General features: G+C 53.2%; 19 protein-coding genes. 11 read left to right on the forward strand and 8 right to left on the reverse strand.

Features of this window, described 5'->3' with window-relative positions; all coding sequences use genetic code 11:
* Nucleotides 1-46: 46 nt before the first annotated feature.
* Entirely contained in the window at nt 47-952 is a 906-nt protein-coding gene (locus ACMHLI_RS17180) for a DMT family transporter (protein WP_413530510.1), read from the reverse strand.
* A 187-nt stretch (nt 953-1,139) separates the two neighbouring features.
* On the opposite strand from ACMHLI_RS17180, the gene ACMHLI_RS17185 reads away from it, so the two are divergent.
* The gene (locus ACMHLI_RS17185; protein WP_413530511.1) at nt 1,140-2,018 is read left to right on the forward strand and encodes a helix-turn-helix domain-containing protein; all 879 of its coding nucleotides are present in this window, start codon (nt 1,140-1,142) and stop codon (nt 2,016-2,018) included.
* Nucleotides 2,019-2,115: 97 nt separating this feature from the next.
* Entirely contained in the window at nt 2,116-2,649 is a 534-nt protein-coding gene (locus tag ACMHLI_RS17190) for a GNAT family N-acetyltransferase (RefSeq protein WP_413530512.1), read from the forward strand.
* A 146-nt stretch (nt 2,650-2,795) separates the two neighbouring features.
* On the opposite strand, the gene ACMHLI_RS17195 is transcribed toward ACMHLI_RS17190, so the two are convergent.
* The gene (locus ACMHLI_RS17195) at nt 2,796-3,911 is read right to left on the reverse strand and encodes an SDR family oxidoreductase (RefSeq protein WP_413530635.1); all 1,116 of its coding nucleotides are present in this window, start codon (nt 3,909-3,911) and stop codon (nt 2,796-2,798) included.
* A gap of 474 nt (nt 3,912-4,385) precedes the next feature.
* Here ACMHLI_RS17195 and ACMHLI_RS17200 point away from each other — a divergent pair, with 474 nt between their 5' ends.
* A complete protein-coding gene (locus ACMHLI_RS17200; protein WP_413530513.1) occupies nt 4,386-5,240 on the forward strand; it encodes a PA4780 family RIO1-like protein kinase in 855 nt (284 codons plus the stop codon).
* Between the two features lie 5 nt (nt 5,241-5,245).
* On the opposite strand, the gene modA is transcribed toward ACMHLI_RS17200, so the two are convergent.
* The 3 genes from modA to ACMHLI_RS17215 all read right to left on the reverse strand — a co-directional run bounded on the left by modA (nt 5,246) and on the right by ACMHLI_RS17215 (nt 7,856).
* Complete coding sequence (modA, locus tag ACMHLI_RS17205; RefSeq protein WP_413530514.1) at nt 5,246-5,986, reverse strand: molybdate ABC transporter substrate-binding protein; 741 nt, start codon at nt 5,984-5,986, stop codon at nt 5,246-5,248.
* Nucleotides 5,987-6,038: 52 nt separating this feature from the next.
* Nucleotides 6,039-7,112, reverse strand: coding sequence for an ABC transporter substrate-binding protein (locus ACMHLI_RS17210; protein ID WP_413530515.1), 1,074 nt, complete (start codon nt 7,110-7,112; stop codon nt 6,039-6,041).
* 111 nt (nt 7,113-7,223) lie between these two features.
* Nucleotides 7,224-7,856, reverse strand: coding sequence for a LysE family translocator (locus ACMHLI_RS17215; RefSeq protein WP_112168415.1), 633 nt, complete (start codon nt 7,854-7,856; stop codon nt 7,224-7,226).
* A gap of 181 nt (nt 7,857-8,037) precedes the next feature.
* Here ACMHLI_RS17215 and ACMHLI_RS17220 point away from each other — a divergent pair, with 181 nt between their 5' ends.
* Nucleotides 8,038-8,838, forward strand: a complete 801-nt coding sequence (locus ACMHLI_RS17220) for an inositol monophosphatase family protein (RefSeq protein ID WP_413530516.1) — start codon at nt 8,038-8,040, stop codon at nt 8,836-8,838.
* A 234-nt stretch (nt 8,839-9,072) separates the two neighbouring features.
* Entirely contained in the window at nt 9,073-10,635 is a 1,563-nt protein-coding gene (locus tag ACMHLI_RS17225; protein ID WP_413530517.1) for a methyl-accepting chemotaxis protein, read from the forward strand.
* Between the two features lie 12 nt (nt 10,636-10,647).
* On the opposite strand, the gene ACMHLI_RS17230 is transcribed toward ACMHLI_RS17225, so the two are convergent.
* Nucleotides 10,648-12,741, reverse strand: coding sequence for a putative bifunctional diguanylate cyclase/phosphodiesterase (locus tag ACMHLI_RS17230; protein ID WP_413530518.1), 2,094 nt, complete (start codon nt 12,739-12,741; stop codon nt 10,648-10,650).
* A gap of 268 nt (nt 12,742-13,009) precedes the next feature.
* Here ACMHLI_RS17230 and ACMHLI_RS17235 point away from each other — a divergent pair, with 268 nt between their 5' ends.
* From ACMHLI_RS17235 to cspE, 4 genes are all read left to right on the forward strand, one after another.
* Nucleotides 13,010-13,678 (forward strand): glutathione S-transferase family protein, encoded by a 669-nt coding sequence (locus ACMHLI_RS17235; RefSeq protein ID WP_413530519.1) that lies wholly within the window; start codon nt 13,010-13,012, stop codon nt 13,676-13,678.
* Nucleotides 13,679-14,223: 545 nt separating this feature from the next.
* Entirely contained in the window at nt 14,224-15,591 is a 1,368-nt protein-coding gene (locus tag ACMHLI_RS17240; protein ID WP_112168410.1) for an NCS2 family permease, read from the forward strand.
* An 853-nt stretch (nt 15,592-16,444) separates the two neighbouring features.
* Nucleotides 16,445-18,094, forward strand: coding sequence for a Na+/H+ antiporter (locus tag ACMHLI_RS17245; protein WP_112168408.1), 1,650 nt, complete (start codon nt 16,445-16,447; stop codon nt 18,092-18,094).
* A 1,069-nt stretch (nt 18,095-19,163) separates the two neighbouring features.
* A complete protein-coding gene (gene cspE / locus ACMHLI_RS17250) occupies nt 19,164-19,376 on the forward strand; it encodes a transcription antiterminator/RNA stability regulator CspE (RefSeq protein WP_056779359.1) in 213 nt (70 codons plus the stop codon).
* Between the two features lie 98 nt (nt 19,377-19,474).
* Here the strand turns inward: cspE and ACMHLI_RS17255 are convergent, their stop codons facing one another.
* Nucleotides 19,475-20,374, reverse strand: coding sequence for a LysR family transcriptional regulator (locus ACMHLI_RS17255; protein ID WP_413530520.1), 900 nt, complete (start codon nt 20,372-20,374; stop codon nt 19,475-19,477).
* Nucleotides 20,375-20,487: 113 nt separating this feature from the next.
* Here ACMHLI_RS17255 and ACMHLI_RS17260 point away from each other — a divergent pair, with 113 nt between their 5' ends.
* A complete protein-coding gene (locus tag ACMHLI_RS17260; protein ID WP_413530521.1) occupies nt 20,488-20,910 on the forward strand; it encodes a CidA/LrgA family protein in 423 nt (140 codons plus the stop codon).
* A complete protein-coding gene (locus ACMHLI_RS17265; protein WP_413530522.1) occupies nt 20,903-21,592 on the forward strand; it encodes an LrgB family protein in 690 nt (229 codons plus the stop codon). Before ACMHLI_RS17260 ends, ACMHLI_RS17265 begins: the two co-directional genes overlap by 8 nt.
* Nucleotides 21,593-21,725: 133 nt before the next feature.
* Here the strand turns inward: ACMHLI_RS17265 and ACMHLI_RS17270 are convergent, their stop codons facing one another.
* The gene (locus ACMHLI_RS17270) at nt 21,726-22,487 is read right to left on the reverse strand and encodes an amino acid ABC transporter ATP-binding protein (protein ID WP_413530523.1); all 762 of its coding nucleotides are present in this window, start codon (nt 22,485-22,487) and stop codon (nt 21,726-21,728) included.
* Nucleotides 22,488-22,493 lie beyond the last annotated feature (6 nt).

A 22,493-nucleotide genomic window follows, 5' to 3' on the forward strand; every position in this document is an offset into this window, starting at 1 on the left:
TTGTCAGCATCGGACAACCTTTATAACGATTAAATCGTTAAGTGCCTTAAACCACCACCGCCTTTCTGCGAAACACTTCCAGCCAGCTCGGGCGGCAGAACATCACCAGATTACCGAGCAGGATCAATGCCAATCCGACGACGGCGTTAGTGTGCCACTGATAGCCTTCGTAGAAGGTGGAAACTGTCAGGGCGACCAGCGGGAAGAGCAGGGTGCTATAGGCTGCCTGACTGGCGCCGATGCGGCCGACCAGCGTGAAATAAATGCCGAAGGCGAGTACCGAACCGAATACCGAAAGATAGACCAGCGAGCCAAGATATTGCGGGGTCAGATCAATGGCGAATGATGCGCCCTGAAAGAGACTGAGTACGCCCATTACCCCGGTGCCGTAGAACATCGCGTAAGTGTTGGTCGAGAGCACGTCCAGACCGCGGCGCTGATGGCGGGCGCTGATCATATTACCCAGTGAGAAACCGTAAGTGCCAAGCAGGCTGAGGCCGATGCCTTTCAGCAGTTCCGGTGCGATGTGGGCGGCGCTCAGGTCATGCCAGAACAGCGTGACGATCCCCGCCAGCCCAAGAAGAGATGCCGGGATCACCGCGGGTGCCAGCTTTTGACGGAAAAACAGCATACCGTTGAAGGCGTTAAACAGCACCGCCATGGAAAAAATCACCGATTCCAGCCCGCTGGTGATGTAAGCCGCCGCATGATAGAAGCAGTAAAAGTTGAAGGCGAAGACGCAGCAGCCCTGCACCATGCAGAACAGGTGGTCTTTGAGGGCCAGACGACGCAGGCGACGGGCGGCCAGCAACGCCACCAGCATGATCACCGCCGCCAGCAGGAAGCGGTAAAAAATCGATACCGTCACAGGCACATCGCCCTGTTGCAGGTAAATCGCAAACCAGGTCGTGCCCCAGATAATAATCACCGAAATATAAAGCAGTGCGTTCATGGACTTCTCTCATCAAAAATAATGGCCTGAGAGAAGTGTGCGGGAAGGCAGCGGCGTTGGCTTGCAACGGCTTGCGGCGAGTTGCAAATTCTTGCGCATTTTTTTGTGCGCCAAAGCAGCAAAATCTGGCTCTGATGCTGCCAATACCCGTAAACTGAGCGTCTTCTTTCCTCCACCGGTGCATGCCATGACTAAGGTTTATCAGGCTTTCGACACGCTGCGTAAGCACAAAGCGATTCTGCACGACAGTGTGGAGCTGGGTTCCGGCATTCAGCTGGCGGCCTGGTCGAATAAAAATGACACCGTGACGCAGGAAAGCCCGGATCATCATACGCTGAGCCTGTACGTCGCCGACGGTTACGAGTGCTATCACAAAACCCGTGGCGGCTGGCGCAATGGCGGCGGGCCGGACCGGTTTTGCATCATGCCGAAAAACAGCATGTCGAGCTGGGATGTGCGTGATGATTTATCTTTCGTGCATCTGTATTGCTCCGACGAGCATCTGCGGCATCTGGTGGAGCAAACCTGGGATCGCAGCCCGGCGGCGATTCAGATGGAAGAGCGCACGTTCGAGGAAGATCCGCAGATTACTTTGTTGTATCGCCACTTTTTACTCAGCAGTCAGTGGCAGGAAAACAGCAATCAGCTGATGCTCAGCAGTGCGGCAAATCTGCTGATGGCGCATCTGGTGAAGAATTACACCCATCTGCAATGGGCACTGCCAACGGTGCGCGGCGGGCTGGCACCGCATATTCTTAATCGCGTGAAAGACTATATTCATGCGCATCTTGCCGAACCCCTGATGCTGCCTGAACTGGCGATGCTCGCGGAACTCAGCGAATTCCATTTCGCTCGGATGTTCAAACAAAGTATGGGTATGGCGCCGCATCAGTACGTGATGAACGCCCGACTGATCCGCGCGGAACAGCTGCTGAAAACCACTGGCATGGAGATTACGCGCATCGCGCTGGAATGCGGGTTCAGCTCCACCAGCCACTTCAGCAATCGCTTCAAATCCGTGCGCGGCATGACGCCGACCGCGCTGCGCAGCGGCATTATCGTCTGAAATTCATTCCCTTCTGTTTTGTTCTCTTCCCGTCCGCTCAGTTCCGGTGCTAATTTAACGGCTGTCCAAATTATCAGAGAAAATCTCAGGGAAAACCATGTACATCCAAGCCCCCGTTATTGAAACCGAACGCCTGATTTTACGCGGTCATCGCGTTGAAGATTTTGAAGTGATTGCCGCGCAGTGGGCCGATCCCGCCGTGGTGAAATTCATTGGCGGAACACCGTCGAGCCGCGAAGCCAGCTGGAGTCGCTTGCTGCGTTATCCCGGCCACTGGCAGATGCTCGGTTTTGGCTACTGGATTGTGTACGAAAAGCATAACGGTGCAGAAGGAGCGTTTGCCGGTGAGATTGGGCTGGCGGATTACCAGCGCGAAATCACACCTTCGCTCGACGGCATGGCGGAAATGGGCTGGGTCATTGCGCCGGCGTTTCACGGCAAAGGTTATGCTTTCGAAGCCGCACAGGCGGTGTTGAAATGGGCCGATATAAATCTCGATCGTCGGCTATGCTGCATTATTGACCCGGAGCATCACGCGTCAATCCGACTGGCGGAGAAGTGCGGATTTAGCGCAGAAACCGACACCACTTATCACGGCTCGGCGACGCGGATTTTTCTGCGCCGCACGTAACCTTGTCAGTTAACCGGCTGTTTGGCCGTAATGGCATGGTATGAGTTGTTTCTGTTGATCTTAAACCGGTGAGATAAAAAATATGACGCAGTACTGTCCGGCGCTGCGTCATTATATTTTTCTATTTTTCAACCAAACGCATCGGATTATTTAAAATCGACTCTCATGAGCTCCGGAATGGTCTGGCCATGCGTCGAGTAAACGCATTTATCAATATAACTTTTAAACGCTGCAGGTTTAGGGATCCCCATGTCCATCAGGCGGGAATTATCAAACTTCACGTTTAATTGGGCAAAGCCGCCGTAAAGTTTAATAGCGCGTAAAATTATCTTGTCATTACAAGGGCCAAGCACATCCTTAAATTGTTTACGGATGCCGGTGAATTCCTGATAACTGATCTGTTCATATTCACTAATAATGCGCGAGGTATTATTGGCTTTCGCCACAGAGGTATCTATTTCGTGGAACGGCGTACACATCTCCGCACCGGAGGAAATATGGTAGAAGCTGTGGCTGAGTTCATCGGCCAGACATAATTTCACCAGCACCATGGCGCAGTAATCTACCGGAATAACATCAACTTCATCATCGAGATTACAGGTGAATTTTTTCAGCTTAATCGCCATCATGAACACCCAGAAAATACTGCTCGAAGGCTGGCAGCCATACTGAGTGTGACCGACGATAATCGACGGACGCGCGACCACAAACGGCAGCGTCGGGCATTCTGAACGCACCAGATTCTCGATAGCGCGCTTGGAAATGGTGTACTGCACCAGATCTTCGTTGTGCTCGTTATCCGGCATTCCTTCGTAGAACACGCTGTCTTTGTCCGGCATCGAGGCCATCGCCGTGCCGACGTGGACAAAACGCTGCAAGCCTTTCACCTGCGCCATGCGTTTGGCGAAGACCAGCGAGCCTTCGACATTCACCCGCCACATCGCCGGATTATTGCCGAACGAGGCAATCGCGGCGCAGTTGATCACGTGGGTAACGTTATCTAAACGTGGATCGTGAATAAAACTTTCAGGTTCGGCAAGGTCGCCGGTCAAAATAGACTTTTCGGTTAGCGCGGAAAGTAATTCATCGCTTAATTCAAATTTTTTTAAATTATCAATGATTCTGGCGAGTCCCGTCGCATTATCGTCTGCCCTGACTAATAATAATATCTGGTTTTTTGCCGCTAGTTTCTGGCGTAAGAGATATTCAATAACTGCGCCGCCGACAAAACCAGTGGCTCCGGTAATTAAAATGCTGTTCATCATTAAGGCCTGCAACGGGAAAGTGATGCGACAGTACCACCGGCATGATAAACGGAACGTATACCGTTTTTTGCACTTATTAAACGGCAGCTCAACAGCACGAAAAGCTTAAAAAATTTGGAAAGTTCATTTTTATCTGAAATTAAATAACTGGTATTTATTACTTACACCGGGAAACATTTTTATAAATCGGTTGTGGAATAATAAATCATCTTTTAAGTCAAATTACGCCCTAATCTGTCGTGGGAGGATAGCCGAAGCGCGGGCGACATTTTTTGCAGGTAAAAGCGAGAAGATACGTGCAGAAAGTATCCACCATGCTGTCACTACGTTAAACTAGTGATGTTTAGGGGGTCTGTCTTTGGACCGGTCTATAGCGATAACGAGGATGACGCGAACGGCGTGTCTGGTGTGTAATGCAGGGAATATTGCGCAGGTCATTCCCTCACGCGCTGAAATAAGGTACAAGGCTGCATGAAAATCCCAAATAGAATCCAACCTCTGGTGGATGACGGCCTGATAGACGATGTGGTCCGTCGACTGAAAAGTGGCAAAGAAGCCGACGTTTACACTGTTTTATGCGGTGAAGAGATCCGTTGCGCCAAGGTTTATAAGGAAGCGACTCAGCGTAGCTTCAAACAGGCTGTCCAGTATCAGGAAGGCCGAAAAGTCCGTAACAGCCGCAACGCGCGTGCGATGCAAAAAGGCTCAAAGTTTGGCCGTAAGCAGCAGGAAGAATCCTGGCAGACAGCGGAAGTGGATGCACTGTTTCGTCTGGCCAATGCCGGTGTGCGCGTACCGCAGCCTTATATCTGCCTCGACGGCGTGTTGCTGATGGAACTCATCACCGACGGCGATGGCGTAGTTGCGCCGCGTCTGAGCGATGTGCTCCTGACTGAAGAAGAAGCCGTCGCGGATTTCGAGACGATGATCCGCAACATTGTGCGGATGCTGTGCGCCGGTATCGTTCACGGCGATTTATCAGAATTTAACGTGTTGATGGATGCCGAAGGACCGGTGATTATCGACCTGCCTCAGGCAGTGGATGCGGCGGCCAATAACCATGCTGAATCCATGTTTGAGCGCGATGTGAATAACATGACCGAATATTACAGCCGCTTTGCACCGCAGCTGGCGGCCACGCGTTATGCGAAAGAGATCTGGGCATTGTATGAAGATGGCAAACTGACGCCGGAAACCATTCTGACCGGTGAGTTTGCAGAAGATACGCATAAAGCCGATGTAGATTCACTGCTCGATGAAATCATTGCCGCCGAAGATGAGTTTTACGATCGTCAGCGGGCAATGAAGGAAAGAGATTTCGACTGAGTTTTTCAGTCAGGCATCACCGCATGCTTCCCGCAAAAACCGGCGTTCTGCAAAATATGCTGGCCGGTTTCTGACAGGATGAAGTCCGCCAGCGGTTGCGCTTTTTCGGTACAGGTGGCGAGTGCATAGCTGGCGCGCACGTTGTAATCCGCAGGAATATTAAAGACTTCCAGCTCGTCGTTTTCCCGCAGCAGGGTGGCGTAACTGGTGTAGCCGATAAACACGTCGGCCTGCCCGGTACAAATCAACCATTCTGCCGCCAGTTTCCCCTCCGGCACTTTCGCCGAGTTCTCACCGCCCACCAGTCGCAACGCTTTATTGCGCAGCACCGCACCGGCATCCGGGTGGCGGCGTTCGATCTGCTCGAACATTTTCCAGGTGTAATCTCCGGACGGATCGCTCAGCGGTGTCGATGTCGCGAGGCGAAAGCGCGGATCCAGCAGTACGCTCAGCCAGTTCAGCTTCTCCAGATCCGGCCCTTTGCGCGCCGTCACGCACAGACTGTTGCCGCAGAACGTTTCCACGCTCAACGCCTTACCGTGCTGTTGCAACGCCAGCGGATGCGTGGTGTTGGCCGAGGCGAACAAATCCGGTTTCTCGCCTTTTTCGATTCGCTCACGCAGCAGCCCGGCGGGGCCAAATTCCGTCACCACTTTGGTGCCGGTTTGTGCCAGAAACGCCTCACACAGAGGTGCCCATGCCCGTCGCAGGCTGCCTGCGGCGAGCACTTTGATCGCTTTGGTCATCAGATCTCCTTGTCACATTGCTTGAAAATAAGCGCGATGCCGGAGAAGACGATTATTTCCCGGCGTGCGGGGCTTCTGCGGCGGGTTTGAAATCCGTCCGGTAGAAGCGCTGATAATAGGCATTCGCCTGCTTTTGCATGTCGATGTCGGTGAATTTTTGCGGATAGAGTTTTTTCGCCATCCACAATTCACCAATCGCCATCGCTTCAGGCATCGGATAGCCCCAGGCTTTGGCGTATTCCGGCATCAGATACACACGATGGTTTTTCACCGCGTCAATGCTTTGCCAGTTTGGATCGCTGATTATCTGCCCGACCACTTGCGGATATCGGTCCTGTACGAAGATCACCTGCGGATCCCAGGCGATCACCTGTTCCAGAGATACCTGCTTGTAACCTTTCACCGTCGCGGCGGCCACGTTCATCGCTCCCGCACGGGCCATCATCAGCCCGGTATATTTTCCGGAACCGTAAGTGGTCAGGTCAGGATTGGCCATGTACGTGCGAATGCGCTGGTCAGCCGGAATGGCTTTCAGCCGTTCGCCGGTTAACTGGCGCTGTGAAAAAGTATAGTCGATCAATGCCTGCGCCTGTTTCTGGCGGTTCACCACCTCACCAATCAACTGAATGCCTTTCTTCAGCCCTTCGGTATAGGCTTTGTCCTCATCCGGCAGCGCCGGGTTCATTTTGTGTTCTTCGCCCTTCGGATCATCTCGCAGTGAAACCGCCACCACGGCGATGCCGGTCTGGCTAATCTGGTCGATCATTTCCTGCGGCGCATAGTTGGTAACGAACACCACCTGCGGATGCAAAGCCACCACGCTTTCCAGATTTACGCTGGTCAGATCGCCCACCACCGGCGTTTTTACCAGAGACGGTGCAAGACGCACGTAGTCGCTGCCGAGCTGCTGCTGCCAGTTATTCAGCACGCCGACGATATCTTTTGTGGCGTCCAGTTGCACCAGCAGATTAAGGGTCTGATGTTGCAGCACGACCACGCGATCGACCCGATCGGGGATCGTGACCTGACGACCCAGCTGGTCGGTTATCTGGCGGGAAGCGAGAGCGGAATGCGAAGCAAGGCTCAGAACGAGTCCGAGTAGAACAGTGGAAGAAAAAGCGCGCACGGGTAAATCCTCTGGTTTCGTTATGCAGAGAATTATATAACGTTAATGGCGTGATGAATATGACCGGCGACAATGCCGCTTTTGGAAACGGCATTGTCGCAAAAAAGAAAGTTACTTACGGCCTTCAGTGAGCATTTTCACCGCCAGCCCGCCGAGCACTGCGCCCATCAGCCAGCGCTGAATGACCATCCACAGAGGCCGTCCGGCCAGAAATGCCGCAATATAGCCCGCCGAAACCGCAATCAGCGCGTTAAACGTAAAGCTGACCATAATTTGCGATCCGCCCAGCACCAGTGACTGCATCAGCACATGCCCCTGTGACGGCACAATAAATTGCGGCAGCAAAGACAAATACAACACGGCGGCTTTGGGGTTCAGCAGATTGGTCACCAGCCCCATGGTGAACAGCTTTTTGTTGCTGTCTCGCGGTAAATCTTTCACCTGAAACGGTGAACGCCCGCCGGGCTTCACCGCATTCCACGCCATATACAGCAGGTATGCCGCGCCACAAATCCGCAGCGCGTCATAGGCAAACGGCACCGCCATCAGCAATGCGGTGATGCCCAGCGCTGAAAAAACCATGTAAAACAAAAAACCGACCACTACACCGCCGAGCGAAATAAGACCCGCTTTCGGGCCCTGACACAGCGAACGCGATATCAGGTAAATCATATTAGGGCCGGGCGTGAGCACCAGTCCGACACAAATCAGTAAAAAAGGCAGCAAATGGGCGGCATCGGGCATGGCATTCTCCGGGGGAATCAGAAACGTTGAGCATAAAGATATAGAGGTTTTTAGGCTGTTTTGGCAAGCCTTCAGACAATGATCAGCGCGCCGGTTGTCATACTGCCTTCATCCAGCCCTGAGAAAATCAGGTACATTCTAAGAGAGCGATTTTCCCCTCAGACTGAAATCAGGATTGATAATGACGAATACCAAAATGTCCGTGCGTCTGGCGAAAGCCAGCCATATTGCGGCTCAGGCCGCTGAACTGGCACTGGGATTTTTTAACCGTCGCGACAGCATCGAAGTCAGCAGTAAACGCACGCAGGATTTCGTGTCGGAGGCCGATGTGGCGGTAGAGCAGTTTATCCGTGCGCAGCTGGCTGAGCATTTCCCGCAGGATGCCGTCATCGGTGAGGAGATGGGCGGCGTGCTGACGGATGCGGCCTGCTGGGTGATCGACCCGATTGACGGCACGTCGAATTTCCTGCGCGGTTCGCCGCTGTGGGGCGTATCGCTCGGGCTGGTTGAGAACAAACAGCCAGTGATCGGCGTGGTGGCGTTACCGGTGCTGAACGAGTTGTTTGCCGCAGAATCCGCTAAAGGCATCTTCCACAACGGCAAACCTTTCCGCCGTGATGACCGTTTTAGCGACGTGCAGATTGTCTCGCTGGGCGACAGCTCTGACGACAAGCTGGATGAAGCTTCGGCGTTTTATCGCGGGCTGCGCGCCGCAGAGTGGTCGGTGCATTGCTATCGCTGCACCACCATCGGCATGGTATTCGCCGCCAAAGGAATGATCGACGGCCACCTGCAACGCCGCACCACGCTGTGGGATATCGCCGGTGGCGCGGTACTGTGTCAGGAAGCCGGGCTGCAAACCGTTGTCCGCTTTACCGGCCCGGCCGGAAACGAAAATTATCGCCATATGTCGATCGCTGCCGGAACGCCTTCCCTGATGGCGACGGCAGAAACGTTATGGCCGGATTTCGAGCCGCGCTAGGGCTTTATTTCCTTTGCACACTGCTCCCGGTCATTTCCGGGGGCAAAGCGGAAAAGTGTTGTTATCCTCATACTTTCCTCCCGTTAAGTAACATTCTGAATTCGTCCGGTAACCTGCTGATTACAGGATAAATAATCGCATTTAACAAAATGAAATATTGTTTCATTTCACCATAAAGTTCCTCTCCGCCGTGCCGTTATCTCTGACTCCTGTCACTCACTTTGTCGTGTCCTGATGAACAAATTGACCCAACTTTCCGTGCTTGCCCGCCTGCTGGGCGCGTTTGCGCTCGTGCTTTCCCTGATGCTGGTTCTGGCGGCGACCTCCGCCTGGCAGCTGAAGAACATTAATCAGCAGATTGAAGACTATCGGGCATACCGTTTGCCGGGCGTTCAGTACCCGCTGGTGATGCGCGGCACGCTGGCCGAGCTGCGCCTGCAACAGGTGCAATATATTGCTTCCCCGCAGGGAGCGTCGCGCGACGGCCATCGGGTAGAAATCATGCAGGCGGTGGAGAACTTTAAAGCCGCTGAAAATGCTTACCGCAACCTGAACAGCGGCGGCAGTCAGTCGGCGCTGTTTAAGCAAATCATCGCTAACTTTGAGCAGTTTTCGCTGGCGAACGATCAGGTCATTGAAGCGATGGAGCGCAATGATATTGCGCAGGCTACGCAAATCAGCGGTGACAACTCGCGTAAATACCGCACGCAGTTGATGGCCGATCTGGCCACTCTGGTCAAAGACGAAGTGAGCAACAGCGAGCAGGCGGCTGCCTCTGCACGCAGCCATTATCACGCCGCCAGCGTGCTGTTTCTGGTGCTGGTGATTGTGGCGTTGCTGCTGTCTCTCGGTATGGCGCTGTTGCTGGCGCGAAATCTTAACCGGCAACTGGGTGGCGAACCGGCGTATGCGGCGTCAATCATGCAGGAGATTGCGGCGGGGAATCTGGCGACGGACATTATCCTGCGCCCCGGCGATAAGGACAGTTTGCTGGCGTCGCTGAGCAGCATGAATCAGCAGCTCAATCAGACTATCCATCAGATTATGAGTGGCAGCGAGTCGATAAATCACGCTGCCAGCGAGATTGCGCAGGGCAACATCGATTTATCGCAGCGCACCGAAGAGCAGGCGGCGTCGCTGGTGCAGACCAGCGCCAACATGCAGAACCTCACGACGACAGTCAGCCAGAATGCAGAGAATGCGCGTGAAGCCAGCCAGCTGGCGCACGCGACGTCTGAGACGGCATCACAGGGCGGGTCGATCGTCAGCGGGATGCAGGCGCATATGCGCGACGTCTCCGGCAGCTCGAATGAAATCATCAATATCATCAGCGTGATTGAAGGGATTGCCTTCCAGACCAATCTTCTGGCGCTGAATGCGGCGGTTGAAGCGGCGCGGGCGGGCACGCAAGGTAAAGGGTTTGCGGTCGTTGCCAGCGAAGTGCGCGTGCTGGCGCAAAAAAGCGGACAGGCAGCGAAGGAGATTAAAAACCTGATTCACGGCACGGTGACAAAAATCGCCGAAGGGTCGCAGCAGGCCGATCGTGCCAGCCATGCAATGAACGAAATTGTGAATTCAGTGAATAAAGTGGCGGGGATCGTCAGTGAGATTTCTACCGCCAGCACCGAGCAACATACTGGCATTCATGAAGTCGGGATTGCGGTGGATCAGATGGACAGGGTGACGCAGCAGAACGCCGCGCTGGTGGAACAGGCCGCTGCGGCGGCGCAATCGCTGACGGAACAAAGTCTCGAGTTGCGCAATGCCGTGCGGTTTTTCCGCACGGCGGTCGAATAAGTCAGAGGCGCTTCAGGGTTGTTGCGTAATGGAAAGCTGTGGATCCCACGCCGAATCCGGGTGCCGGGCGATTTGCTCAGGCGTCATCGGACGTCCGAGCAGGTAGCCCTGAAGCGTGTCACAGCCCAGCTGAGTGAGGAAATCCTGCTGCTGGGCGGTTTCCACACCTTCGGCTACCACTTTCAGATTCAGCGTCTGGCCGAGGGCGATAATCGCTGAAACAATGCTGGCGTCTTCGCTTCCGGCAATCAGATCGTTGATAAAGGCACCATCGATTTTCAGCTCGCTGGCCGGTAAACGTTTCAGGTACAGCAGGCTGGAATAACCGGTGCCGAAATCATCAATCGACGCTTTCACGCCAAACTGAGTCAGACGCTCGAGGATCGCCACGCTGACGTCCGGGTTGCGCATCGCGGTGGTTTCGGTGACTTCCAGCGTCAGCATCGCCGGTGGAATGTGGTGACGCTCCACGGTATCGATCACCATCTCCACCAGATTTGCCTGCTCAAATTGCAGTGCGGAAAGATTAACCGCTACCGTCCAGGTAGTGTGCCCGTCGAGGTGCCATTCACGCAGCTGGCGGCAGGCTTCATTCAAAACCCATTCGCCGATGGGAATAATCAGACCGGTTTTTTCTGCCAGCGGCAGGAACACGTCCGGGCTGAGGGTTTTACCTTCGCGCTCCCAGCGCAACAGGGCTTCGAAACCGCTGACCGGCCCGTAAGGTGCGATAAATTTTGGCTGATAATGCAGGCGCAGCTCGTGGTGTTCGATAGCCAGACGCAGATCGTTCAGCATCTGTAGCTGGTTCTGTGCATTGGCATTCATTGACGGCTGGAAGAAGCTGTGGCCGTTACGCCCGGAGTTTTTGGTGTGGTACATCGCCGCATCGGCATTGAGCATCAGCTCGCGTTCGTTCTCGCCGTCGCCCGGGTAAACCGCGATACCAATACTGGCGGAGACCAGCAGCTCATAGCGGGAAACGTAGAACGGGCGAGCAATCAGATGCACCAGTTTATCCGCCAGCTGTGAGGCGTCGGTCGGCTCGGTGATTTCGGTCAGCAGGACAAATTCGTCGCCGCCCAGACGTGCGAGCGTATCCGATGCACGAACATGCGAAAGCAGACGCTCGGTCACCGAGATCAGCAACTGATCGCCAATGTGATGGCCAAAGGCGTCGTTCACCGCTTTAAAACCATCAAGATCGATAAACAGCACTGCGAACTCGGATTCCTCACGTACCGCTTTCTGCACCGCCTGGCCGAGGCGGTCTTCGAGCAATAAACGGTTTGGCAGTTTGGTCAGATTGTCGTGCAGCGCTAGCTGCGTCAGTTCGCGGTTGGCCTGCGCCAGTGAAGAGGCCAGCACCGAGGTACGCGCCTGCATACGGCCATCGAGCACCGAGATAATCAGTGTGATCGCCAGTATTGCCAGCGTCACTACAATTACCAGCAACGCCAGCCAGTTGTTATCCACGCCGCTGTACGCCGCCATGCTGTGGCTCATCGGCGGGAAACTGGCCGCGGCCATGCCGATATAGTGCATTCCGACAATCGCGGTGCCCATGATGACTGCCGCGCTGATGCGCAACAAACGCACATTCGGCGACTGCTGGCGTAAATGGAACGCCATCCACAGCGCCGCGCCCGAGGCCACCACGGCCACCAGCACAGAAACCATCACCCACGGTATGCTGTATACGATCGCGGGCATCATGCGCATCGCCGCCATGCCGGTGTAATGCATCGCGGCAATCCCGCCACCCATCAGCAATGAACCGGCCAGTAAGCGCATCATCGGCAGCTGTTGCAGGCACACCAGCCACAGCGCAAAGGCGGAAGAGATAATGGCGATGAGCATAGAAAATAAGGTGATGAAAGGGTCATATCCCATTGATACTGTTGAATTGAATGCCAGCATTCCGATGAAATGCATCGACCAGACACCGATCCCCATGGCGATAGCGCCACCGGTTAACCAGAGACGGGAGGCCTTTCCCTGAGTGGTCGCGACCCGACCCGCCATATCCAGCGCGGTATAAGAGGCAAGCATTGCAACAATGAATGAGAACATCACCAGCACATTGTTGTAATTACTGGAAAACATGTAAGGCTCCACACAAGCAGGGGTCAAAAACGACGGGCTATTTTTATATTCGGCAATAATCGCAATAGAGTTATTAAACGCGAATGAAGTCACGAGAGAGTTTTTCGTGTAATTAAGATTAATCTGTAAGTGAATTTAATTAAATAAAAAAATAGAGCCACAAAATTACACCTGTGAAATGCGGGGTTTTTAAAAGCGTGATAAACAGAGAGCGAAACTGTTGTCTATAGTTAACAAATAATTAAACGTCACGGGATGGAACAGAATTATGATTAAAGTACATCATCTGGATAATTCACGTTCACAGCGAATTCTGTGGATGCTGGAAGAAGTGAGCGTTCCTTATGAAATTGAGCGTTATCAGCGGGATAAATCCACCATGCTGGCGCCCGCTTCACTCAAAAAAGTGCATCCTTTGGGAAAATCACCGGTGCTGGAAGACAACGGGCTGATCCTTGCCGAGTCGGGCGCAATCATTGAATACTTGCAGGAAGTTTATGATACAGAAGGGCTGCTCAAACCGACCGCATTTGCCGAGCGCCAGCAATACCGTTACTGGATGCATTATGCTGAAGGTTCGCTAATGCCGCTGCTGGTCATGAAGCTGATATTTGGCCGATTAGGTAAGCCGCCGATGCCGTGGCTGATCCGTCCGATTGCCGGTGCTATCGGGCAGGGCGTGCAGAAAAATTACATCGACAAGCAGCTGGTGACCCACATGGATTACCTCGAGCAACACCTCGCCACCCATCCTTATTTCGCGGGTTATCAGTTCAGCGCGGCTGACATACAGATGAGTTTCCCGGTCGAAGCCATCAATGCGCGCGCCGGGTTGGGCAAATATCCTCATCTGAATGCGTGGTTATCCAATGTCACGGCGCGTCCGGCTTATCAAAAAGCCCTGGGAACTGGAGGGCCATTTACGATAATGCGTTAGGCATTTTAAACATCGCTGAGTTTTAACACTGCTGTTATGTTTATTTCGGGCGTTCATCAGTAAAGTATTTTACTTAATGAACGCTTTTAAAAATAACCCTTAAAAACAATCATGCTATTTTTGATTTTCATTTCTCAGTTCGCTGTTCTGGTTTTCTTTCTTCTTTTTCAGCGTCAGTTTTCAATTCTGATACCGCCTTCCTTCCTTTTCCCATCCCTTCGATTTCTCCATTACCGTTGCTGCATGCGCAACCGATACCGTTCAGTAAATCGCCACGGGATTAAATTTGCAGCAAATCTGCATTTTTATTGACCGGACAAAGGTAAATTGTCGGCAAACGGAGTTGAAAAGAGGGTATAAGAGGCCGGATAATCGTTTGCGCCAAATTTTAGTCCCGCCATACGCGATGTGAGTTAAACGTTTGCCCTGAGGTGTTGAGGCCGGTTTTGTCGGTTTTCATCACGGCAGGTAGGGAAGCGAACGTGAAGAAACGGTTTCATAATGACCACGCAGGCTATTCAGTAAAGACATCCAGAGGATTTTCCATGTCGAGTCAACAACCTCAAACGGGCCGCGCGATTGCGCCAAAGGGCCCGCTTGATGCTTATTTCAAAATCAGTGCGCGTGGCAGTAACGTGCGTCAGGAAGTGATCGCCGGGTTAACGACGTTCCTGGCCATGGTGTATTCGGTGATTGTGGTGCCGTCTATGCTCGGCAAAGCGGGTTTCTCTCCGACCGCTGTGTTTGTCGCGACCTGTCTGGTCGCCGGTTTCGGTTCCCTGCTGATGGGGCTGTGGGCAAATCTGCCACTGGCGATTGGTTGCGCCATCTCGCTGACGGCGTTCACTGCGTTTAGTCTGGTGCTCGGCCAGCACATCAGTGTGCCGGTTGCGCTGGGCGCGGTCTTCCTGATGGGCGTGTTGTTCACGATTATCTCGGTCACCGGGATCCGTTCGTGGATATTGCGCAATTTGCCGATGGGCGTTGCGCATGGGACAGGCATCGGTATTGGTCTTTTCCTGCTGCTGATCGCTGCCAACGGTGTCGGTCTGGTAGTGAAAAATCCTTTAGACGGTTTGCCTGTCGCGCTGGGTGCCTTCACTTCTTTCCCTGTGGTCATGACGTTGCTAGGTCTGGCGGTGATTTTCGGCCTTGAAAAACTGCGCGTGCCGGGTGGCATTCTTCTGGTGATCATCGCGATTTCCATTATCGGTCTGATTTTCGATCCGGCAGTGAAATATCAGGGCTTGTTCGCGATGCCTTCTCTGGCGGGCGCGGATGGCAAATCAGTGATTTTCGATCTCGACATCATGGGCGCGATGAAAGCGGCAGTCTTGCCTAGCGTTCTGGCGCTGGTGATGACGGCGGTCTTCGACGCCACCGGCACCATCCGTGCTGTCGCCGGGCAGGCTAATCTGCTGGACGAAAAGGGTCAGATCATCAGCGGCGGTAAAGCCCTGACAGCCGACTCCGTCAGCAGCATTTTCGCTTCCCTGGTTGGCGCCTCTCCTGCTGCGGTCTATATCGAATCTGCCGCAGGTACGGCAGCGGGCGGTAAAACCGGCCTGACGGCCACCGTTGTCGGCGTGTTATTTCTGCTGATGTTGTTCCTGTCTCCGCTCTCTTATCTGGTGCCGGCTTACGCTACCGCGCCAGCGCTGATGTACGTCGGCCTGCTGATGTTGAGCAACGTTAACAAACTGGATTTCACTGATTTTGTCGATGCTATGGCGGGTTTGTTATGTGCGGTATTTATCGTACTGACCTGCAACATCGTTACGGGGATCATGCTGGGCTTCAGCGCGCTGGTGATTGGCCGTATCTTCTCGGGGGAATGGCGCAAGCTTAACGTCGGGACGGTGATCATCGCGGTGGCGTTGGTGGTGTTTTATGCGGGTGGATGGGCGATTTGATGCCTGGCCGGGCATCAGGCGGTTTTGGCCGGTTGCACCGGCGGGCTGACTGAGAAAATTTCGGTTTCTCACGGTCGGTGATCACTTAACGCGCTGCGCCGAAACCGAGCAGAGGGGAAAAACTTTTCCCCTCTGCACTCCCCTCGCTTTTTCAAACCAGTGCCATGCATCCCGGCTCTGTTTCAGAAATTCCTGCTATTGCCGCAAAATCCCGCCGCTGCGCGGTGCCCTCCGGTCGGGTTACAACCCGCGCAAAAAGATGCGCGGTTTTCCACCTCTTCCTCGGCGTGATTTTTGAAAGCGGCCAGTGGCTTCTTAGGTCACAACTTCACCGGTTCGGATCATTTCAAAAAATCCAAACTCTTTGCTCAATCTATCTATATTTATTTTGTCTTTAAAAATGGTGAGATGGCGCGATTTAAAAATCCTGCTGAACGGAGCGGCCTGAAGACCAAAGGCTTCAGGACCGAGAGAAGGGACCGCGCAGCGGCAGGGTTTTGCGCCACACGCGTTAATTACAGAACACGTCCATCGTTCCAGCGATAGCGCATGTTTTAAAAGACGTGGAGATTCCAAAGAGGGCCCGTCCTGGCCCTCTTTGGGCGGTTTCGGCGCAGCGGGTTAAGCGATCACCGCCATTGAGAAACCGAAACTTACGCGATCCGCTTTTAAAGCCGCCCCTAAGGCTTGTGTAAGTGGAAACCCACGACCTTGAATTTGAGCTTCCCACACACGTGGTCTGCGGCGTAATCGCACAGTCTGATTTAAATCCTGCCCTTTTTTGATCTACTATTCCCTCTGTGTGTCAGACCCCGTCTGATTGAAATCATAAAAACAAGAGTCTAAGGAAAGCATGGAAATATTCTTTACCATTCTGATTTTGATTCTGGTGGTGTCGCTCTCCGGTGTCGTAACCAGAATGTTGCCGTTTCAGGTTCCTCTTCCATTAATGCAGATCGCCGTCGGTGCCTTACTGGCCTGGCCGAATTTTGGTCTGCACGTGGATTTCGACCCGGAACTGTTTTTAGTCCTCTTCATTCCGCCGTTATTGTTCGCGGATGGCTGGAAAACCCCGACCCGTGAATTCCTCCACCACGGGCGCGAAATACTTGGGCTGGCGCTGGTACTGGTGCTGCTCACCGTCGTCGGTATCGGCTATCTGATATATATGATGGTGCCGGATATTCCACTGGTTGCTGCGTTTGCGCTGGCTGCCGTGCTGTCACCGACCGATGCCGTGGCGTTGGGCGGGATTGTCGGCAAGGGCCGCATACCGAAATCGATCATGAGCGTGCTGGAAGGTGAAGCGCTGATGAATGACGCGTCCGGTCTGGTGTCGCTGAAATTCGCCATTGCCGTGGCAATGGGCACGATGATCTTCACCGTCGGTGGGGCGAGCGTCGAGTTCCTGAAAGTCGCCATCGGCGGCCTGATGGCCGGTGTCGCGGTGACGTGGTTGTACAGTAAATCGCTGCGCATCATGAGCCGCTGGAGCGGAGATGACCCGGCCACGCAAATCGTGTTCCTGCTGCTGCTGCCATTCGCGTCTTATCTGATTGCCGAACACATCGGTGTATCGGGCATTCTGGCCGCCGTCGCCGCCGGTATGACCATCAGCCAGTCCGGCATTATCCGTAACGCGCCACTGGCGATGCGTCTGCGTGCCAACAGCGTCTGGGCGATGCTTGAGTTTGTGTTCAACGGCATGGTGTTTATCATGCTGGGCCTGCAACTGCCGGGTATCCTGGAAAACTCGATCGATCAGGCAACGCATGATCCGTCTATCGTGACCTGGCACCTGTTCGCCGACGTCGGGATTATCTACTTCGCGCTGCTGATCCTGCGTTTCGTCTGGCTGTGGGTGATGAAGAACTTCAGCAACCGTTTCCTGAAAAAGAAACCGCTACTTTTCGGCAGCTATAGCACGCGTGAGCTGTGGGTAGCATCGTTCGCCGGCGTACGTGGGGCAATTACCCTTGCCGGTGTGCTTTCGATTCCACTGTTCCTGGCCGATGGTTCTGCCTTCCCGTCGCGCTATCAGTTGGTCTTTCTGGCGACCGGCGTCATTCTTTTCTCGTTGATTGCCGGTGTAATTGCGTTGCCATTCCTGCTCAAAGGCGTGGTTGTCGCCGATGGCTCTGCGTATCGCGAAGAAGAGCGCATGGCGAAATCCATCGCGGCGGAGGTGGCGATCGAAAGCCTGCACAAGATGGAAGAACGTCTGGCGGCCGATACCGAAGAGAACATCGATGAACAAACGCTGAAGGAAATCAGTTCGCGGGTGATCGGGACACTGCGGCGAAGGACGGCAAACCGTGATGATATGGAAACCGCACTGAAGCTGGAAAACCTCGAGCGTCGTTTCCGCCTGACCGCGCTGCGCGCTGAACGTGGCGAGCTGTATCACCTGCGCGCCACGCAAAAAATCAGCAACGAGACGCTGCAAAAACTGCTGCACGATCTCGATTTGCTGGAAGCTCTCCTCGTGGAAAAAGAAGTGTAACGTCCACCGGATGAGTGTAAAAAGCCCGCTTTAGCAAGCGGGCCATCACCTGTCCTTTTGACATTTTGTGGGCAATCTGCGTCATTAGCTTCACGGGTGTATCCAAAGGGTAAAGGAATAAGCAGCATCCTAAAACGCGACGATTAACGCATGCTGTTAATAAAAACATGTTAATAAAAACATGTTATTAATAACAGTGTTGACACTGTTTCAAAAATCCGTAAATTAGCCTTCAACAGCGGCGATACGGTAGTTTGCTGTTGTAGTTGATAAGTTTTAGATATGTGTAAGGTGTTATTTGCGATAAAGGCCACGAAGTGTTTTTGTATGGGTGTCCGATATTAAGAAAAGTCTAAAATCTTATATCGGCAATGCTTTAAGGCTCTGTAGTTGATAGAGTAAATCGCAAAGTAGTGACGATAGCGCGACGATGTAAGGCCATGATACAAAAAGTAATTGTTTGCGATTTTGGTTTTGGGTTTTTTAGTTAAGTCATCGCAACGAAAGTAAGGCCATGCATCAAAAATATATGTCGCGAGGGGAAATGTACTTGTTTAAGGTGCCATTCTCGAGTTTATTATCGGATTGGTGTGGTTTAAATGGGAAATAGAGGGAGGTTTTAGTTAGTATTAACCCGATATTATCTTGGTAAACGTGTGCATTTAAAAGTAGTACCATAAGCAGTAATAATTCGTAAGTCCATTAATGTTAAATCTTAAGTTCGTAGTACCTTAAAAGCCCTGACTGCAATGGTCAGGGCTTTTATTGTTTCTGCATCAATACTGAATTTCCCCCTGTCCTCATCCTGGTTAGTGCTTCGAACGCTTGTCTGCTTAGTTATTCATCAAAAATTAATCCTTGCTTAAAAAATCAAACCAGGCCTATTATGATGCCATCGGTTTGGAACACAGACCTTATGAAAGCAGTTTTAGTAAAGCAGTCCTCATTTCAAGCGTTATCCTAGATACCCTTCTTCATGAGCCTCCTCCTAAGTGCCCAATAAGTAAATCTCTGCAAAACAGGCCATCTTTGCTGCATAAGCGGCTCAAAAAAATGAAAGGAAGTATCTATGTCTAACAAAATGACTGGTTTAGTAAAATGGTTTAACCCTGAAAAAGGCTTCGGCTTCATCACTCCTGAAGACGGCAGCAAAGACGTGTTCGTACATTTCTCCGCCATTCAGAGCAGCGATTTTAAAACCTTAGACGAAGGCCAAAAAGTAGAGTTCTCTATCGAGAACGGCGCTAAAGGCCCGTCAGCAGCTAATGTTATCGCGCTTTAATTGCCGATAATTACGCTAACACTTGCGACAGCGATGAAGGCCCTGAGCCTGAGCAGATAAGTGATAGTGATAAAAAAACCCGCCCTGAGCGGGTTTTTTCATTTATAACAGCCTTGCGCCGGTTTCCAGTAATCCTTACACAACGTAATCCACGCCTGCGCGCTGTTGGAAAGGTAACTACCGTCGTGCCAGATAAGGCCAAGCTGCCACGGCATCAAAGGCACCAGCGGCAGCCACATCAGCTCATTTTTATCCAGTCGCTGGCAGATGGGTTCGGGCAGGATCGCCACACCCATGCCGGTTTGCACCATCGCAGCCAGGAAGTCCCATTGCCCGCTGCGGGCGGCGATTTTCGGAATGAAACCTTGCGCAGTAAAGGCGTCCATCAGCTGCCGGTAAAGCGCAAAATCTTCGTTGTAAATCAGAATACTTTCTTCCGCCAGCTCCCTGAGGGCGATGCTATTGCGGTTCTGCCAGTGCGGCGTGCGTGGCACCACTACGCATAGCGGATGGCTGAAGAGAAGAAGCGATGCGATAGAAGGTACTGCGTCGGCGGGCAGGGCGGTGAGCGCCAGATCCAGTTCGCCGGAGATTACTGCCTGTTGCACAGTCAGCCCGCCAAATTCAGAGATGACCAGTTCGATGCCCGGATATTGCTGACGGAAACTGCCGATCAGCGGCGCGATCTGTGTGCCCACCATCGGCGGAATGCCCAGCCGCAGGTGGCCTGATTTCAGGGAATTAATGTCCTCGAGTTCGGCCTCCAGTTGCCGAAACTCTTCGAGGATATTCAGCCCGCGCTGATAGAGCGCCTGACCGCTGTCGGTCAGGCGTAAGCGTCGCCCGTCGCGGACAATCAGTGTGCACTCCAGCTCTTCTTCCAGGTGCCGCAGCATTTTGCTGATAGTCGGTTGGGTGACGAACAGCTTTTCCGCCGCACGAGTGAAGCTTTGCTGGCGGACCACTTCGACGAAATAACGCAGCGTACGAACGTCCATCTTTGAGTATTCCGTTTTGGAATCATTTTTATGATTTTAATTCATTTCTTTACCGGTTTCCTGCCAGCGTATACTTCATTTCTTCTCTTATTTCGCCTTTCGAGGTCGTTCCCATGTTGTTGGCGTTGCGCACTAAAGCGCCGTCCCTGCTGATTCGCTGTCAAATCCCCGTTCAGGTGGTTTTATATGCGGTTTTATTTGTGATTGCCGACCGTCTTGTCACTGCGCTGCATCTGCCGTTACCCGCCAACATTGTTGGTATGCTGATGCTTCTGCTGTTGATTATGTTGCGCATATTGCCGCTGAACTGGGTCAAAGCCGGTTCGCGCTGGCTGTTGGCGGAAATGTTGCTGTTCTTCGTGCCCGCGGTGGTCGCGGTAGTGAATTACGCGCAGTTGCTGATGATCGAAGGCTGGAAGATTTTTCTGGTGATTGGCATCAGCACTGTGCTGACACTTGGTGCAACGGCGTTAGTTGTCGATCGGGTTTACCGGCTGGAACAGCGTCTGGCGGCGAGGAAGGCCTCTCGTGACTGATCTGCTCATCAGTATTTTGTGTTTTGTCATCACGCTTGGCCTGTACTACGCCAACAAAAAACTCTATCGCCAGCGCCGCACGTTGCTGCTGATGCCGCTGGTGTTCACGCCGATCGTGCTGGTGATATTGCTGGTGGTGACGCACACGACATATCAGGACTATATCGGCGAAACCCACTGGCTGCTGTGGTTGCTCGGGCCGTCAACTATCGCCTTCGCGGTGCCGGTATATGAAAACATGGCGGTGATCCGTCGTCATTGGATGTCGCTCAGCGCGGGCGTGCTGACCGCTATCGTCGTGGCAGTCAGCAGCTCAGTCTGGCTGGCGAGAATGCTGACGCTGCCTGAAGAAATTCAGCGCAGTCTGGCAGTACGTTCGATTACGACGCCGTTTGCGCTAGCTGCGGCAAAACAATTGGGCGGGCAGCCGGATCTGGTGGCGCTGTTTGTCGTGATCACCGGCGTATTCGGCATGGCCGTCGGCGATATATTGTTCCTGCGGCTGGCGGTGAAAAGCGGGCTGGCGAAAGGCGCCGGGTTTGGGGCTGCGTCGCATGGTGCGGGGACCGCGAGAGCCTATGAGCTTGGGGCTGAAGAGGGCGTCGTGGCGAGTCTGGTGATGATGCTGGCGGGAGTCGTGACGGTAGTGATTGCACCGGCGATTGGGGTGCTGATGTGGTGATGATTAAGGCTCCCTCCCCTGCGAAGGAAAAGGAGGGCTATTAAGCTCAAAACTAAAGTTGAAGTGTGCTTAACTTCTTGTTTTGTCTTTAAAAACCCCTCCCGGATTCCCCTTCGCAGGTGAAGGAGCAAGATTAGTGAATCACCTGTGACAGAAATTCCCGCGTCCTCGCTGACTTCGGATTGGCAAAGAACTCCAGCGGTGGCGCTTCCTCGACGATCTCCCCGCGATCCATAAAGATCACCCGATCTGCCACCGTCCGCGCAAATCCCATCTCATGTGTCACGCACAGCATCGTCATGCCTTCTTCCGCCAGCCCGATCATGGTGTCTAAGACTTCTTTTACCATTTCCGGATCCAACGCGGACGTCGGTTCGTCGAACAGCATGATCTTCGGCTTCATGCACAGCGAACGGGCGATGGCCACGCGCTGCTGCTGGCCGCCGGAGAGCTGGCCGGGGAATTTATGGGCGTGTTCGGCGATACGCACGCGCTTGAGATAGTGCATTGCCAGTTCTTCCGCCTCTTTCTTCGGCATCTTACGCACCCAGCACGGCGCCAGCGTGCAGTTTTGCAACACGGTCAGATGCGGGAACAGATTGAAGTGCTGGAACACCATGCCGACTTCCGTGCGTACGCGTTCGATATTACGCAGGTCATCGTTCAGCTCCGTGCCATCAACGATGATGCGGCCTTGCTGATGTTCTTCCAGATGGTTGATGCAACGAATGGTCGTTGATTTACCGGAACCGGACGGGCCACACAGCACAATGCGCTCGCGCGGTTTGACGCTCAGATTGATGTCTTTCAATACGTGGAACTGTCCGTACCACTTATTCACGTTTTCCAGCGTGATCATCATATTTTGGTTTTCAGTGACGTGATGGTCGCTCATGGTTTA

Source organism: Rahnella inusitata, from assembly GCF_965118895.1.
Classification (GTDB): Bacteria; Pseudomonadota; Gammaproteobacteria; order Enterobacterales; family Enterobacteriaceae; genus Rahnella; species Rahnella inusitata_A.